We start from the raw sequence: 14564 nt of genomic DNA on the forward strand, positions 1-14564 counted from the left end.
ACACCCGAGGGCGGTGTCTCCCCCGACCCGTAGGGGTCGCGCGGGGGACACCGCCCTCGGTCGCCGGCAGGGGGCTCAGCCGGCCCGGTGCACCACCGCGTCGCACAGTTCGAGCAGCGCCGCCTTGGAGTCGCACTCCGGCAGCGGGGCCAGCGCGGCGCGCGCCTCCTCGGCGTAGCGGACGGTGTCGCGGCGGGCCTGCTCCAGCGCGGGGTGCGCGCGGAGCGCGGTCAGCGCCTCGTCGAGCCGGGCGTCGTCGCCGAGGTCGGAGTCGAGCAGCTCGCACAGCGCGATGTCCTCGGGCAGCCCCAGCCGGGCCGCGCGCTCGCGCAGCCGGAGCACGGGCAGCGTCGGGATGCCCTCGCGCAGGTCGGTCCCCGGGGTCTTGCCGGACTCGTGCGAGTCGGAGGCGATGTCCAGGACGTCGTCGGCGAGCTGGAAGGCGACTCCGAGCCGTTCGCCGTACTGGGTGAGCACGTCGACGACCGTCTCGTCGGCGCCGGACATCATCGCGCCGAACCGGCAGGAGACCGCCACCAGGGAGCCGGTCTTGCCGCCCAGCACGTCCAGGTAGTGCTCGACCGGGTCGCGGCCGTCCGAGGGGCCCGCGGTCTCCAGGATCTGGCCGGTGACCAGCCGCTCGAACGCGAGGGCCTGGACCCGGACCGCCTCGGGGCCGAGGTCGGCGAGGATCTGGGAGGCGCGGGCGAAGAGGAAGTCGCCGGTGAGGACCGCGACGGAGTTGCCCCAGCGTGTGTTGGCGCTGTCCACCCCGCGCCGCACGGACGCCTCGTCCATGACGTCGTCGTGGTACAGCGTGGCCAGGTGGGTCAGCTCCACCACCACGGCCGACGGCACGATGCCGGGCGCGTACGGGTCCCCGAACTGCGCCGCGAGCATCACGAGGAGCGGCCGGAACCGCTTCCCGCCGGCCCGTACGAGGTGCTGCGCGGCCTCCGTGATGAACGGGACCTCGCTCTTGGTGGCCTCGAGCAAGCCTTCCTCGACAGCCGTCAATCCGGCCTGGACATCGGCTTCCAGAGCCTGGTCCCGCACGCTCAGCCCGAACGGCCCGACGACGGTCACGAGGGGTCTCCTGTCTGCTGGTGTCTGCTGGCGATTACACGGTTTGTCGATAGGTCGCTGCCCTCACTCAAGTCAGCGTATCCGGTCCTGTTTCGATCACCGAGGGCGCCCACCGGTCCGGCACGGACGGCATCGGACCACGATCGACGCACTGCCGACCACCCGATAATACGGACATTAAGCGCCTTAATGCACCTTTTACGACGCGCAGCAAATCGGCCACGGGGTATCCGACCGGGCGCCCCCCTCCGGTTCACCCTCCCTGCCAAATCCCTCATGTCTGATTTGGAATACTTTGCTATTTCGTGAATTGGGTCACGCGCCCCCGTCCGGCCGCCCGACCCGGCCACCACCCGTTCTCCCTTGCGGCATCGGCCAGTTGGACATTGGCAGTCGCAAAGGATCAAGTGCCCAAATCGGAACAGAACAAGGTCAACTTGGCTTTTACGTGAATCCGACACTTGTTCCGGACATGTGCTCTCGCATACGTTCCGGCCAGTCGAGCGGAACGCCGAATCCTGCCGCCGCCCGACACCACCCATCGACGAACTCATTCGTACGGCAGGAGCGGGGGACCCAGGTAAGTTCGCCGGACCGGACGACGCGTGTCGTCACCGGAACGGCAAGGGGTTAAGTCGTGCCGCCTCGGGGGCGGCACGGCCGGGCACCTCCCCGCCCGAACCCGACAGCTCACCTCGCAGGCGACGGAGAGGAACTTCGCCATGCCTGCTGCCGCCCAGCCCCGCCGCGTCCGCACCAGCCGCCTCGTCCGCAGGCTCGCCGTCCTCGGCACCGGCGCCGCCGTGCTCGCCCTTCCGGTCGCCGGTGCGACCAGCGCCTCCGCGGCCGACTCCGCCGGCTCGACCGGGACCACCCTCGCCGGGTACCCGAACAACCTCGACGGCTGGATCCGCGAGTCCCTCGCGATCATGGCGGAGAAGCACATCCCGGGCACCTACAACGGCATCCACCGCAACATCATCCGCGAGTCCTCGGGCAACCCGCGCGCCATCAACCTGTGGGACTCCAACGCCGCCAAGGGCATCCCGTCCAAGGGCCTGCTCCAGGTGATCGACCCGACGTTCAACACCTACCACGTGGCCGGAACGGCGTTCGACCCCTACGACCCGGTCGCGAACATCACGGCCGCCTGCAACTACGCGGCCGCCCGCTACGGGTCGATCGACAACGTCAACGGCGCCTACTGACCGGCACCCGCGGCGGGCGCCACCTGACCGGCGCCCGCCGTGGGCCGCTGTTCGCGTCCCGGTCAGCCGGCCGGGAACAGTTCTTCGAGGACGACGGCGACGCCGTCGTCCTCGTTCGACGTCGTGACCTCGTCCGCGACCGCCTTGAGTTCGGGGTGGGCGTTGGCCATGGCGACCCCGCGGCCCGCCCAGTCGAACATGGGGACGTCATTGGGCATGTCGCCGAAGGCCAGGGCCTGTTCGGCGGTGATCCCCAGATGACCGGCGGCGAGCGCGAGCCCGGTCGCCTTGGTGACCCCGCACGGCTGGAGTTCCACCGTGCCCGGCCCCGACATGGTGACCGTGGCCAGCGAGCCCACCGCCGCGCGCGCGGTCGCCGCCAACTCGTCGTCCGACAGCGCGTGATGGCGCAGCAGCACCTTGCTGATGGGCTCGCGCCACAGATCGTCGCGCCTGCCGACCCGCACGGCGGGCAGCGTCGGGTGGGGCATCAGATACCCGGGTTCGATCAGCGTGAGCCCGTCCACGCCGTCCTGGTCGACGGCCGCGAAGACCTGCCCCACCTCGGCCTCGATCTTGCCGAGCGCCGTCTCCGCCAGTTCCCGGTCCAGCCGCACCGACCCCAGCAGGCGGCCGGTACCGGCGTCGTAGACCTGCGCCCCCTGCCCGCACACCGCGAGTCCCGTGCAGCCGAGGGCGGCCAGGAGCGGCCGTACGCGGGGGGCCGGCCGGCCCGTCACCACCAGGTGCCGGGCACCGGCCCGCCTCACCCTCTCCAGCGCGGCGAGTGACCGGTCGGAGACGGTGTCGTCGCCGCGCAGCAGCGTCCCGTCCAGGTCGGTGGCGATCAGTGCGTACGGGGGAGGTGCGGCCATGATCAGAGAATACGGACCGCACGCCCCGCCGACTCACCCGGTTCTCGCCGGACTTGAGGTCCGGCCGCGAGCCTCTTCCCGGTCTCAGCCGTGGGCCGCGGCCAGGTGCTTCACCAGACGCGGTGAGGCGAACTCGGTGCCGCACACGAAGCGCATCACCGGGCCGTAGGAGGACGCCGCGGGAAGTCCGGTGAAGTACAGGCCGGGGACGGAGGAGACGTAGCCGGCGCCGAGCCTCGGGGCGCCCCGGCTCACCGCCAGGCGGGTGCGCAGTCCGTGCCCGAGGAAGTCCATCGCGGCGATGTCCACGCGGTAGCCGGTGGCCGCCACGACGTGGTCGGCGGCCAGCCGCTCGACGCGGCCGCCGTGGGTGCGGACGGTGAGCACCGGGCTGCCGTCCGGGGCCTCGGCGCCCAGCACCCGGTCGACCTCATGGACCTGGACCTGGCCCTCGAAGCGCTCGCGCAGCCACCAGGCGCCGAGCGGGCCGAGGACCCTGCGGACCAGGTGGTGCCGGGTCCGGGCGGGCAGGAAGCGGTACGGCTGGGCGTAGTGGCTGAGCGCCCACAGCGACCAGGCGCGGCCGAACGGCGACTCGGGGCGCAGCTTGGGCTGGCGCCAGGGCGGGGCACCGAACGCGACCCGGCCCCGGCCGCGCGAGACGACGCGCACCCGTGCGCCGGCCTCGGCCGCGAGGGCCGCGGTCTCCAGGGCGGACTGGCCGGCACCGATGACGATCAGCTCCCGGCCGGCGAAACGGCCGAGGTCGTGGTGCTGGGAGCTGTGGGAGACCGGGGAGGCGGGCGCGGGCCCGTCGCCGGCCGCTCCGGCCAGCTCCGGCGGGAGGTGGGCCAGGCCGGACAGGCCGGTGGCCACCACGTTCTTGGCCACCACCGGGAAGCGGGCCGTGTCGGCGAAGGCGACGATCTCGTCGTACGACCGGGGGAACGCGGCCGGCGGGCTCGGGACGCCGTGTTCCGCGCACAGTTCGTGCAGTCCCTGCTTGCTGGCGAGCCGGCGGGGCAGGGCGGGGTCGAGGCGGGGGAAAAGGAAGGGGCCGGCCAGTTCGTCCTGGTGCTCGGCGATCAGGACGGCGGCCTCCTCGTCCGTCGGGATCAGGACGGCCGGGCGGCCGATCCGGCGGCCGATGCGCAGCAGGCCCTCGACCAGGCGGGCCGGTTCCTCGGCGCCGGTCGTCGGCCAGACGAAAGCGCGGGTGAGATAGCGGGACGAGGCCGCCGGCGTGTAGGCGTCCTCGGTGACGGCGTACATGGGGACGCCCAGGCGGCCCAGGCTGCGGATCGCGCCGACACCGCCGTGGTGCAGCGGGTAGTCGCCGAACTTGACGATCAGGCCCGGCACATCGCGGTCCGCCTCGACAGGCACGCCGACGGCGTCGTCGGCCACGGGTCCCCCCACGTGTCCCCCCTACGGACCGGACCCACCCCGCCCGTGTCTCCCAAAGGACGCTAAGCCGGAATTGCGACCTCCGACAAGGGTCATTCGGACATTGCGAACTCTTTAGACATCTGGCGGACAACCCTTGCGGCACTGCCCAAGACACCTGTCCCGGCCGTAACGTGTGGCGCGATCACATGGAACGCATCGCCATGCATGGCCCGGATGAGAGTGAGGCAGCACCCCATGCCCCCCTTCGACGTCCCCGAGGGCGACCCCTTCGGCCCGCACAACCTTCCCTACGGTGTGTTCTCACCCTCCGGCAGCACGGAGCGCAGGGTCGGTGTCCGGCTCGGTGACCACGTCCTCGACGCGGGCGCCGCGGCCGCCGCCCTCGGTTCGCCGTACGTCTCCCTGCTCGCGCAGGCCACCCTCAACCCGCTGCTGGCCGCGGGCCGGACGGCGTGGTCGGACGTGAGGCGCGCGCTGACGGCGTGGGTGACGGTTCCCTCGCACCGGTCGACGATCGAGCCGCTGTTCCACCCGCTGTCGTCGGTGACCCTCCACCTGCCCTTCGAGGTCGCGGACTACGTCGACTTCTACGCCTCCGAGAACCACGCCCGGAACGTCGGCCACATCTTCCGCCCCGACGCCGAGGACTCACTGACCCCCAACTGGAAGCACTTGCCGATCGGTTACCACGGCCGCTCCGGCACGGTGGTCGTCTCCGGCACGGACGTCGTCCGGCCGTCGGGGCAGCGCAAGGGCCCCGGCGACCCGGCACCGGTCTTCGGGCCCTCGGTACGGCTGGACATCGAGGCCGAGGTCGGCTTCGTGGTGGGCGTGCCCTCCGAACCGGGCAGGCCCGTCGCGCTCGGCGACTTCCAGGAGCACGTCTTCGGTCTGTGCCTGCTCAACGACTGGTCGGCGCGTGACATCCAGGCCTGGGAGTACGTCCCGCTGGGCCCCTTCCTCGGCAAGTCCTTCGCCACCTCGGTGTCGGCGTGGATCACCCCGCTGGAGGCACTGAGGCACGCCCGCGTGACGCCCCCCGAGCGCACGCACCCCCTGCTGCCCTACCTGGACGACGCCGCTCCCGGCATCGAACCCGGCGGCTACGACCTGCGGATCTCCGTCGCGATCAACGGTCACACGGTGTCCGAGCCGCCGTTCTCCACGATGTACTGGACCGCCGCCCAGCAACTCGCCCACATGACGGTGAACGGCGCGTCGCTGCGCACCGGCGACCTGTACGGCTCGGGCACGGTGAGCGGCCCGGCCGAGGACCAGCGCGGCTCGCTGCTCGAGCTGACCTGGAACGGCCGCGACCCGCTCGAACTCCCCGACGGCAAGCGCGCCTTCCTGGAGGACGGGGACGTGGTGACCCTGTCGGCCTGGGCGCCGGGACCGGACGGCGGCCGGGTCGGACTGGGGGAGGTCAGCGGGCGGATCGTGTCGGGCTGAGACGCCGCCGGCAGGTGACGGCGGGGCCGGGTGTCCGGAAAGGCGGGGCGAACTCACCTTGACGGGGGCGATCCCCGCCGGACACCTGACTCGCGCCCCGTGTCCCCGTCATACTGGCGGGGACACGGCATCACCCGACGCGCCTCCGGCACGTCCCCGGCACCACCCGACACCCGCACCTCTCCGACCACGAACCGGAGCCCCGGCATGACGGTCTGCCTGCTCCTGCTGAGCGTCGTCGCCCTGACGGCCGCCGTACCGGCACCGCGCGCGCTGACCCGGGCCGACTGGACCGAACGGGAGCCCGTGGTGGCCCTGTGGGTGTGGCAGTGCCTGGTCGCCACGGTCCTGCTCTGCTGCCTGACAGCGCTGGTGCTGGGCACGGCGGCCGTCTTCCACACCGTCCGCGACCATGTGTTCGCCCCGGCGCCGCCCGCCGTCACCGCCGCGTACGACCTGTCCACCGCACCGGTCTGGGCCGTGGCCCTCACCCTGCTGCTGGCCTGCGGGGCCGCCTGGACGACGGCGATGCTCGCCCGGGAACTCGCCGAGGTCCGCAGGCGCCGCGGCCAGGCCCGGGCGCACCTGCGGGAACGCGCGCCCGATCTGCCCGCGGGTCTGCCGGCGGCGCGCGGCCCGATGCTGGTGTTGGAGGACGAGTACCCGGACGCCTGGTGGATGCCCGGGCACCCGCCCCAGCTCGTCGTCACCACCGGGGCGCTGCGCCGCCTCACCGGCCGCCAGCTGGACGCCGTCCTGACCCACGAGCGCGGCCACGCCCGCGCCCACCACGACTGGCTGCTCCATCTGTCCACCGCGCTCGCCACGGGCTTCCCGGGCGTCCCGCTCTTCGCCCACTTCTGCGACCAGACGCACCGTCTGGTCGAACTGGCCGCCGACGACACCGCCTCCCGCCGCTGCGGCCACCTCACCACCGCCCTCGCCCTGATCGAGCTGAACCAGCACCGCGGCGTCCTGTCCTGCGCCTCCAGCCACCGGCTCCTCGGCGAACGCGTGGACCGCCTTCTGGAGCCCCCGCCGCGGCTGCTGCGCCGGCACCGGGCGCTGACCACCACGGTGGCCGCGCTGGTGCCGTTGCTGCCACTGCTCATCACCTTCGCCCCGGGGCTGACGGCGCTGTCCTGACGGCCCCGCCGGCCCCGCCCCTACATCCAGTCGTCGGGTTCCGGCTCCTGCGCGTGCTCGGCCCAGTCGTCCTCCGGGGCCGCACCGGCAGCGGGTGGGACTCCGTCCGTCGCCGGGGCACCGGCCGGTCCGGGCCCGGCCAGGGAGTTCAGCACCTCCAGCACGCCTTCCCCGTAGGTCGCCAGCTTCTTCTCGCCGACGCCGCCCACCGCCCCCAGTTCCCGCACCGAGCCGGGCCGGCTGGTGACGATCTCCCGCAGTGTGGCGTCGTGGAAGATGACGTACGCCGGGACGCCCTGCTCGCGGGCCTGTTCGGCGCGCCAGGCGCGCAGGGCCTCGAAGGCGGGGAGAAGCTCGGCCGGCAGCTCGGCGGCGGCGGCCTTGGCCTTGCGCTCGCCTCGGCCCGAGGAGGAACCCGCGCGCGAGGCGGCCGGCTTCTTCGGCTCCTTGCGCAGCGGCACCTCCCGCTCGCGGCGCAGCACGGCTCCGCTCGTGTCGGTGAGCACGAGCGTGCCGTACTCCCCCTCGACCGCGAGCAGTCCCTGGGCCAGCAACTGCCGGATGACACCCCGCCATTCGCCGTCGGTGAGGTCCTCGCCGATGCCGAAGACGGACAGCTGGTCGTGGTCGAACTGGATGACCTTGCCGGTTCTCTTGCCGAGCAGGATGTCCACGATCTGCACGGCGCCGAACTTCTGCCCGCGCTCGCGCTGCAGCCGCACCACCGTGGAGAGCACCTTCTGGGCGGCGACCGTGCCGTCCCAGGTCTCCGGCGGGGTGAGGCAGGTGTCGCAGTTGCCGCATCCCGCGGCGGAGGGGTCCTGGCCGAAGTAGGCCAGGAGCTGGCCGCGCCGGCAGCGGGCGGTCTCGCACAGGGCGAGCATCGCGTCGAGGTGGGCGGCGGCCCGGCGGCGGAACGCCTCGTCGCCCTCGCCGGACTGGATCAGCTTGCGCTGCTGTATGACGTCGTTGAGGCCGTAGGCCATCCAGGCGGTGGAGGGCAGTCCGTCCCGGCCCGCGCGGCCCGTCTCCTGGTAGTAGCCCTCCACGGACTTGGGCAGGTCGAGGTGGGCGACGAAGCGCACGTCCGGCTTGTCGATGCCCATGCCGAAGGCGATGGTCGCGACCACGACCAGGCCCTCCTCGCGCAGGAACCGGGACTGGTGGGCCGCGCGCGTGCCGGCGTCCAGGCCCGCGTGGTACGGGACCGCCTCGATGCCGTTGGCGCTCAGGAACTCGGCGGTGCGCTCCACCGAATTGCGGGAGAGGCAGTAGACGATGCCGGCGTCGCCCGGGTGCTCCTCCCGCAGGAAGGCGAGCAGCTGCTTCTTGGGATCGGCCTTGGGCACGATCCGGTACTGGATGTTGGGCCGGTCGAAGCTCGCCACGAAGTGCCGGGCCGTCGGCATGCCCAGCCGCTGGGTGATCTCCTGGTGGGTGGCGTGCGTGGCCGTGGCGGTGAGGGCGATCCGCGGGACGTCCGGCCAGCGCTCACCGAGCAGGGACAGCGCCAGGTAGTCGGGGCGGAAGTCGTGGCCCCACTGGGAGACACAGTGCGCCTCGTCGATCGCGAAGACGGAGATCTTGCCGCGGGAGAGCAGATCGAGCGTGGCCTCCACGCGCAGCCGCTCCGGGGCCAGGTACAGCAGGTCCAGCTCACCCGTGAGGAACTCGGCCTCGACCACGCGCCGCTCGTCGAAGTCCTGGGTGGAGTTGATGAAGCCCGCTCGCACGCCGAGCGCGCGCAGGGCGTCCACCTGGTCCTGCATCAGCGCGATCAGCGGCGAGACCACCACGCCCGTACCCGGTCTGACCAGGGACGGGATCTGGTAGCACAGGGACTTGCCGCCGCCGGTCGGCATGAGCACGACGGCGTCGCCGCCCGCGACCACATGCTCGATGACCGCTTCCTGCTCACCCCGGAAGGCCTCGTACCCGAAGACCCGGTGCAGTGTGGCCAGCGCCTCGCTGTCGGCCGTGCCCGGCCCCTCGGTCATGTGTGGCATCTCCCTGGTCCCGCCCGTCGCGCCCATCGTCTGGTCCCCGTGTCCTGTCCCCCGTGCGTCGTCCTTCGACCACTGCGTCCACGATAGGCGCCCGCACCGACAGCCCCGGGGTTTTCCACAGGCGGGCTCCTGGTCCGCCGGTGCCGCCGCACGCGCCGGGGCCCGGTCCTCGGCGGGAGGACCGGGCCCCGGACGACGGCCGTGGGTCACGTCAGCGCACGAACACGCTCGCCTGGTTCGCCAGGTCCAGGAAGTACTGGGGCGCCACACCGAGCACCAGCGTGACCGCCACACCCACCCCGATCGCCGCCATGGTCAGCGGCGAGGGCACGGCCACCGTCGGCCCCTCGGGCCTGGGCTCGCTGAAGAACATCAGCACGATGACCCGGATGTAGAAGAACGCGGCGATCGCCGAGGAGATCACACCGATCACGACCAGCGGGGCCGCGCCGCCGTCCGCCGCCGCCTTGAAGACGGCGAACTTCCCGGCGAAACCGGAGGTCAGCGGGATGCCCGCGAAGGCCAGCAGGAACACCGCGAACACGGCCGCCACCAGCGGGGAGCGGCGGCCGAGCCCGGCCCACTTGGACAGGTGGGTGGCCTCGCCGCCGGCGTCGCGCACCAGGGTCACCACCGCGAAGGCGCCGATCGTCACGAACGAGTACCCGGCCAGGTAGAACAGCACGGACGACACGCCGTCCTTCGAGGTCGCGATGACACCGGCGAGGATGAACCCGGCGTGTGCGATGGACGAGTACGCCAGCAGCCGCTTGATGTCGGTCTGCGTGATCGCGACGATCGCGCCGCCCAGCATGGTGATGACGGCCACCGCCCACATGACCGGCCGCCAGTCCCAGCGCAGCCCCGGCAGGACGACGTACAGCAGGCGCAGCAGCGCGCCGAACGCCGCGACCTTCGTCGCCGCCGCCATGAATCCGGTCACCGGAGTGGGTGCTCCCTGGTAGACGTCGGGCGTCCACATGTGGAACGGGACGGCGCCCACCTTGAACAGCAGACCCATGACGATCATGGCGCTGCCGATCAGCAGCAGCGCGTCGTTGCCCATGGTGCCGGCCAGCGCCGGGTCCACGTCGGTGACCGTTCCGTCGACGACCTGCGCGATGCGGCCGTAGGACACCGAGCCCGCGTAGCCGTAGAGCAGGGCGATGCCGAACAGGGTGAACGCGGAGGCGAACGCGCCGAGCAGGAAGTACTTGACCGCGGCCTCCTGCGACATCAGCCGCTTGCGGCGGGCCAGCGCGCACAGCAGGTACAGCGGCAGGGAGAAGACCTCCAGGGCCACGAACAGCGTCAGCAGGTCGTTGGCCGAGGGGAACACCAGCATGCCCGCGATCGCGAAGAGCAGCAGCGGGAAGACCTCGGTGGTGGTGAACCCGGCCCGCACCGCGGCCTTCTCGCTGTCGCTGCCGGGCACGGACGCGGCCTGCGCGGCGAAGGAGTCGACCCGGTTGCCGTGCGCCTCCGGGTCCAGGCGCCGCTCGGCGAAGGTGAACAGGCCGACCAGGCCGGCCAGCAGGATCGTGCCCTGGAGGAACAGGGACGGTCCGTCGACCGCGATCGCCCCCATCGCCGCGATGTGCGCCTTCGTGGTGCCGTATCCGTTCGCCGCGAGCGCGACGACCGCGGCGAACGCGGCGCACAGTGCCACGACGGACACGAACACCTGCGCGTAGTAACGGGACCTGCGCGGGACGAACGCCTCGACGAGCACCCCGACCAGTGCCGCACCGAGCACGATCAGGGTCGGCGACAGCTGTCCGTATTCGATCTTCGGCGCGTCGATCTTCGAGATCGGGTCGGCCGCGGTTGTCCACAGGCTGTGGACGGCTGTAGCGCTCACTTGGCCGCCTCCACCTCGGGCTTGGGGTCGGTCTTGTGTACGTCGGACATGGTCTGTTTGACCGCCGGATTGACGATGTCCGTGACGGGCTTCGGGTAGACGCCGAGGAAGATCAGCAGCACGATCAGCGGGGCGACGACCACCAGTTCACGTACGCGGAGGTCGGGCATCGCCGACACCTCCGGCTTCACCGGGCCGGTCATCGTCCGCTGGTACAGGACGAGGGTGTACAGCGCGGCGAGGACGATGCCGAAGGTGGCGATGACGCCGATCACCGGATAGCGCGTGAACGTGCCGACCAGGACCAGGAACTCGCTCACGAACGGAGCGAGTCCGGGCAGCGACAGCGTGGCGAGACCGCCGATCAGGAAGGTGCCGGCGAGCACCGGGGCGACCTTCTGCACACCCCCGTAGTCGGCGATGAGCCGGGAGCCGCGCCGGGAGATCAGGAACCCGGCGACCAGCATCAGCGCGGCCGTGGAGATGCCGTGGTTGACCATGTAGAGCGTGGCCCCGGACTGGCCCTGGCTGGTCATCGCGAAGATGCCCATGACGATGAAGCCGAAGTGCGAGATCGACGCGTAGGCCACCAGGCGCTTGATGTCCCGCTGGCCGACGGCGAGCAGCGCGCCGTAGACGATGCTGATGAGCGCCAGTACGAGGATGACGGGCGTCGCCCACTTGCTGGCCTCCGGGAAGAGCTGGAGGCAGAAGCGGAGCATCGCGAAGGTGCCCACCTTGTCGACGACCGCCGTGATGAGCACGGCGACCGGGGCGGTGGACTCCTGCATGGCGTTGGGCAGCCAGGTGTGCAGCGGCCACAACGGCGCCTTCACCGCGAAGGCGAAGAAGAAGCCGAGGAACAGCCAGCGTTCGGTGCTGGTCGCCATGTGCAGCGAGCCGTTCGCCCGCGCCTGCGCGATCTCCTGGAGGCTGAAGTTCCCGGCGACCACGTAGAGACCGATCACCGCGGCCAGCATGATCAGGCCGCCGACGAGGTTGTAGAGCAGGAACTTCACGGCCGCGTACGACCGCTGGGTGGAGGCCGCCTCCTCACCGTGCTCGTGGGCACGGTCCCCGAAGCCGCCGATGAGGAAGTACATCGGGATGAGCATGGCTTCGAAGAAGATGTAGAAGAGGAAGACGTCGGTGGCCTCGAAGGAGATGACCACCATCGCCTCGACGGCGAGGATCAGCGCGAAGAAGCCCTGGGTGGGCCGCCAGCGCCGGCTGCCGGTCTCCAGCGGATCGGCGTCGTTCCAGCCGGCCAGGATGATGAACGGCATCAGCAGGGCGGTCAGGGCGAGCAGCGCCACCGCGATGCCGTCCACACCCAGCTCGTACCTGACCCCGAAGTCCGCGATCCAGGCGTGGGATTCGGTGAGCTGGTAGCGGTCGCCGCCCGGGTCGAAGCGGACCAGGACGGTGATCGCCAGGGCGAGTGTGGCGAGCGAGACGACCAGAGCCAGCCATTTCGCGGCGGTGCGCTTCGCGGCCGGTACGGCGGCCGTGGCGACCGCCCCGAGGGCCGGGAGCACCGCCGTCGCTGTCAGCAGAGGAAAGCTCATCGGTATCAGACCGCCCTCATCAGCAGGGTCGCGGCGACCAGGAGTGCCGCGCCGCCGAACATCGAGACCGCGTAGGAGCGGGCGAAGCCGTTCTGGACCCGGCGCAGCCGTCCGGACAGACCGCCGAAGCCGGCCGCCGTCCCGTTGACGACGCCGTCGACCAGGGTGTGGTCGACGTACACCAGGGAGCGCGTGAGGTGTTCGCCTCCGCGCACCAGGACGACGTGGTTGAAGTCGTCCTGCAGCAGGTCGCGCCGGGCGGCCCGGGTGAGCAGCGAACCGCGCGGGGCGACCGCCGGGACGGGCTTGCGGCCGTACTGCGCCCAGGCGATGCCGACGCCGACGACCAGGCAGACCAGGGTCGCGCCGGTGACCGTCATGGCGCTGAGCGGCGAGTCGCCCTCGCTGTGGCCGGTGACCGGCTCCAGCCAGTTGAGGAAGCGGTCGCCGAGGTGGAAGAAGAAGCCGCCGAAGACCGAGCCGACGGCCAGCACGATCATGGGGATCGTCATGATCTTCGGGGACTCGTGCGGGTGCGGCTCCGCGTGTGCGCCGTGGTGCTCGGCGGCGGGCTCCGCGCTGGGTGCCTCGGGAGACCGGGTGGGCTGATTCCTCCAGCGCTCCTCCCCGAAGAACGTCATCAGCATCACGCGCGTCATGTAGAAGGCGGTGATGGCCGCGCCGAGCAGGGCCACGCCCCCGAGGATCCAGCCCTGGGTGCCGCCCTTGGCGAAGGCCGCCTCGATGATCGCGTCCTTGGAGTAGAAGCCGGACAGGAACGGGAAGCCGATGATCGCGAGGTAGCCGAGGCCGAAGGTGGCGAACGTGACCGGCATGTACTTGCGCAGGCCGCCGTACTTGCGCATGTCGACCTCGTCGTTCATGCCGTGCATGACCGAACCGGCACCCAGGAACAGCCCGGCCTTGAAGAAGCCGTGGGTGACCAGGTGCATGATCGCGAAGACGTAGCCGATGGGGCCGAGGCCCGCCGCCAGCACCATGTAGCCGATCTGCGACATGGTCGAGCCGGCCAGTGCCTTCTTGATGTCGTCCTTGGCGCAACCGACGATCGCACCGAAGAGGAGCGTGACGGCGCCGACCACGGTGACGGCGAGCTGGGCGTCGGGCGCCGCGTTGAAGATGGCGCCGGAGCGGACGATCAGGTAGACGCCCGCCGTCACCATCGTCGCGGCGTGAATCAGGGCCGAGACCGGGGTCGGGCCCTCCATCGCGTCCCCGAGCCAGGACTGGAGCGGGACCTGGGCCGACTTGCCGCACGCGGCGAGCAGCAGCATCAGGCCGATCGCGGTGAGCCTGCCCTCGGAGGTGTCACCGGTGTGGCTGAGGACCGGGCCGAAGGCGAAGCTGCCGAAGGTGGTGAACATCAGCATGATCGCGATCGACAGGCCCATGTCGCCGACCCGGTTGACCAGGAAGGCCTTCTTCGCGGCCGTCGCGGCGCTGGGCTTGTGCTGCCAGAAGCCGATGAGCAGGTACGAGGCAAGGCCGACGCCCTCCCAGCCGACGTACAGCAGCAGGTAGTTGTCGGCGAGGACCAGCAGCAGCATCGCCGCGAGGAACAGGTTCAGGTAGCCGAAGAAGCGGCGGCGCCGCTCGTCGTGCTCCATGTACCCGACCGAGTAGAGGTGGATCAGTGAGCCGACGCCCGTGATCAGCAGCACGAACGTCATCGACAGCTGGTCCAGGCGGAAGGTGACGTCCGCCTGGAAGTCGCCGACCGAGATCCACGTCCACAGGTGCTGGGTCAGGGTGCGGTTCTCGGCGTCCTTGCCGAGCAGGCCGGCGAAGAGGACCAGGCCGAGCACGAAGGAGGTGGCCGACAGGAGCGTGCCGATCCAGTGGCCCACGGCGTCCAGCCGCCGGCCGCCGACCAGGAGGACGGCCGCTCCGAGCAGGGGCGCCGCGATGAGCAGCGCGATCAGGTTGTCCAC

At 71.3% G+C, this 14564-nt stretch carries 10 protein-coding genes and 1 riboswitch; of the genes, 3 read left to right on the forward strand and 7 right to left on the reverse strand.

The annotated features are described in order from the left end of the window. Positions 1-75: 75 nt before the first annotated feature. Positions 76-1086, reverse strand: coding sequence for a polyprenyl synthetase family protein (locus tag ABZ478_RS23640; RefSeq protein ID WP_358928259.1), 1011 nt, complete (start codon positions 1084-1086; stop codon positions 76-78). Positions 1087-1618: 532 nt separating this feature from the next. Then, a riboswitch (cyclic di-AMP (ydaO/yuaA leader) is annotated at positions 1619-1805 on the forward strand. A gap of 3 nt (positions 1806-1808) precedes the next feature. Between ABZ478_RS23640 and ABZ478_RS23645 the strand changes: the two genes are divergently transcribed. Beyond that, a complete protein-coding gene (locus ABZ478_RS23645; protein WP_358928261.1) occupies positions 1809-2294 on the forward strand; it encodes a transglycosylase SLT domain-containing protein in 486 nt (161 codons plus the stop codon). 62 nt (positions 2295-2356) lie between these two features. Here the strand turns inward: ABZ478_RS23645 and ABZ478_RS23650 are convergent, their stop codons facing one another. Next, positions 2357-3169 carry a Cof-type HAD-IIB family hydrolase gene (locus ABZ478_RS23650; protein ID WP_359552475.1) on the reverse strand — a complete coding sequence of 271 codons (813 nt, stop codon included), beginning with the start codon at positions 3167-3169 and terminating at the stop codon, positions 2357-2359. An 84-nt stretch (positions 3170-3253) separates the two neighbouring features. Then, positions 3254-4555, reverse strand: a complete 1302-nt coding sequence (locus ABZ478_RS23655) for a hypothetical protein (RefSeq protein WP_359552601.1) — start codon at positions 4553-4555, stop codon at positions 3254-3256. 258 nt (positions 4556-4813) lie between these two features. Between ABZ478_RS23655 and fahA the strand changes: the two genes are divergently transcribed. Together fahA and ABZ478_RS23665 are read left to right on the forward strand one after the other, a co-directional pair. Then, positions 4814-6031, forward strand: a complete 1218-nt coding sequence (gene fahA / locus ABZ478_RS23660; RefSeq protein ID WP_359552477.1) for a fumarylacetoacetase — start codon at positions 4814-4816, stop codon at positions 6029-6031. Between the two features lie 207 nt (positions 6032-6238). Next, positions 6239-7177 carry a M56 family metallopeptidase gene (locus tag ABZ478_RS23665; protein WP_358928269.1) on the forward strand — a complete coding sequence of 313 codons (939 nt, stop codon included), beginning with the start codon at positions 6239-6241 and terminating at the stop codon, positions 7175-7177. Between the two features lie 20 nt (positions 7178-7197). Here ABZ478_RS23665 and recQ read toward each other — a convergent pair whose 3' ends face one another. From recQ to nuoL, 4 genes are all read right to left on the reverse strand, one after another. After that, entirely contained in the window at positions 7198-9174 is a 1977-nt protein-coding gene (gene recQ / locus ABZ478_RS23670) for a DNA helicase RecQ (protein WP_359552479.1), read from the reverse strand. Between the two features lie 220 nt (positions 9175-9394). Further along, the gene (gene nuoN / locus ABZ478_RS23675) at positions 9395-11044 is read right to left on the reverse strand and encodes an NADH-quinone oxidoreductase subunit NuoN (RefSeq protein WP_359552481.1); all 1650 of its coding nucleotides are present in this window, start codon (positions 11042-11044) and stop codon (positions 9395-9397) included. Further along, a complete protein-coding gene (locus ABZ478_RS23680) occupies positions 11041-12612 on the reverse strand; it encodes an NADH-quinone oxidoreductase subunit M (RefSeq protein WP_359552483.1) in 1572 nt (523 codons plus the stop codon). Before ABZ478_RS23680 ends, nuoN begins: the two co-directional genes overlap by 4 nt. Before the next feature lie 5 nt (positions 12613-12617). Further along, positions 12618-14564, reverse strand: a complete 1947-nt coding sequence (gene nuoL, locus ABZ478_RS23685; RefSeq protein ID WP_358928277.1) for an NADH-quinone oxidoreductase subunit L — start codon at positions 14562-14564, stop codon at positions 12618-12620.

The organism is Streptomyces sp. NPDC005706 (assembly GCF_040631045.1).
GTDB lineage: Bacteria > Actinomycetota > Actinomycetes > Streptomycetales > Streptomycetaceae > Streptomyces.

Bases quoted from the DNA above. Each gene is read 5' to 3' on its own strand.
- ABZ478_RS23645 (WP_358928261.1), top strand. From the start codon at position 1,809: ATGCCTGCTGCCGCCCAGCCCCGCCGCGTCCGCACCAGCCGCCTCGTC.
- ABZ478_RS23650 (WP_359552475.1), bottom strand. From the start codon at position 3,169: ATGGCCGCACCTCCCCCGTACGCACTGATCGCCACCGACCTGGACGGG.
- fahA (WP_359552477.1), top strand. From the start codon at position 4,814: ATGCCCCCCTTCGACGTCCCCGAGGGCGACCCCTTCGGCCCGCACAAC.
- ABZ478_RS23665 (WP_358928269.1), top strand. From the start codon at position 6,239: ATGACGGTCTGCCTGCTCCTGCTGAGCGTCGTCGCCCTGACGGCCGCC.
- recQ (WP_359552479.1), bottom strand. From the start codon at position 9,174: ATGACCGAGGGGCCGGGCACGGCCGACAGCGAGGCGCTGGCCACACTG.
- ABZ478_RS23680 (WP_359552483.1), bottom strand. From the start codon at position 12,612: ATGAGCTTTCCTCTGCTGACAGCGACGGCGGTGCTCCCGGCCCTCGGG.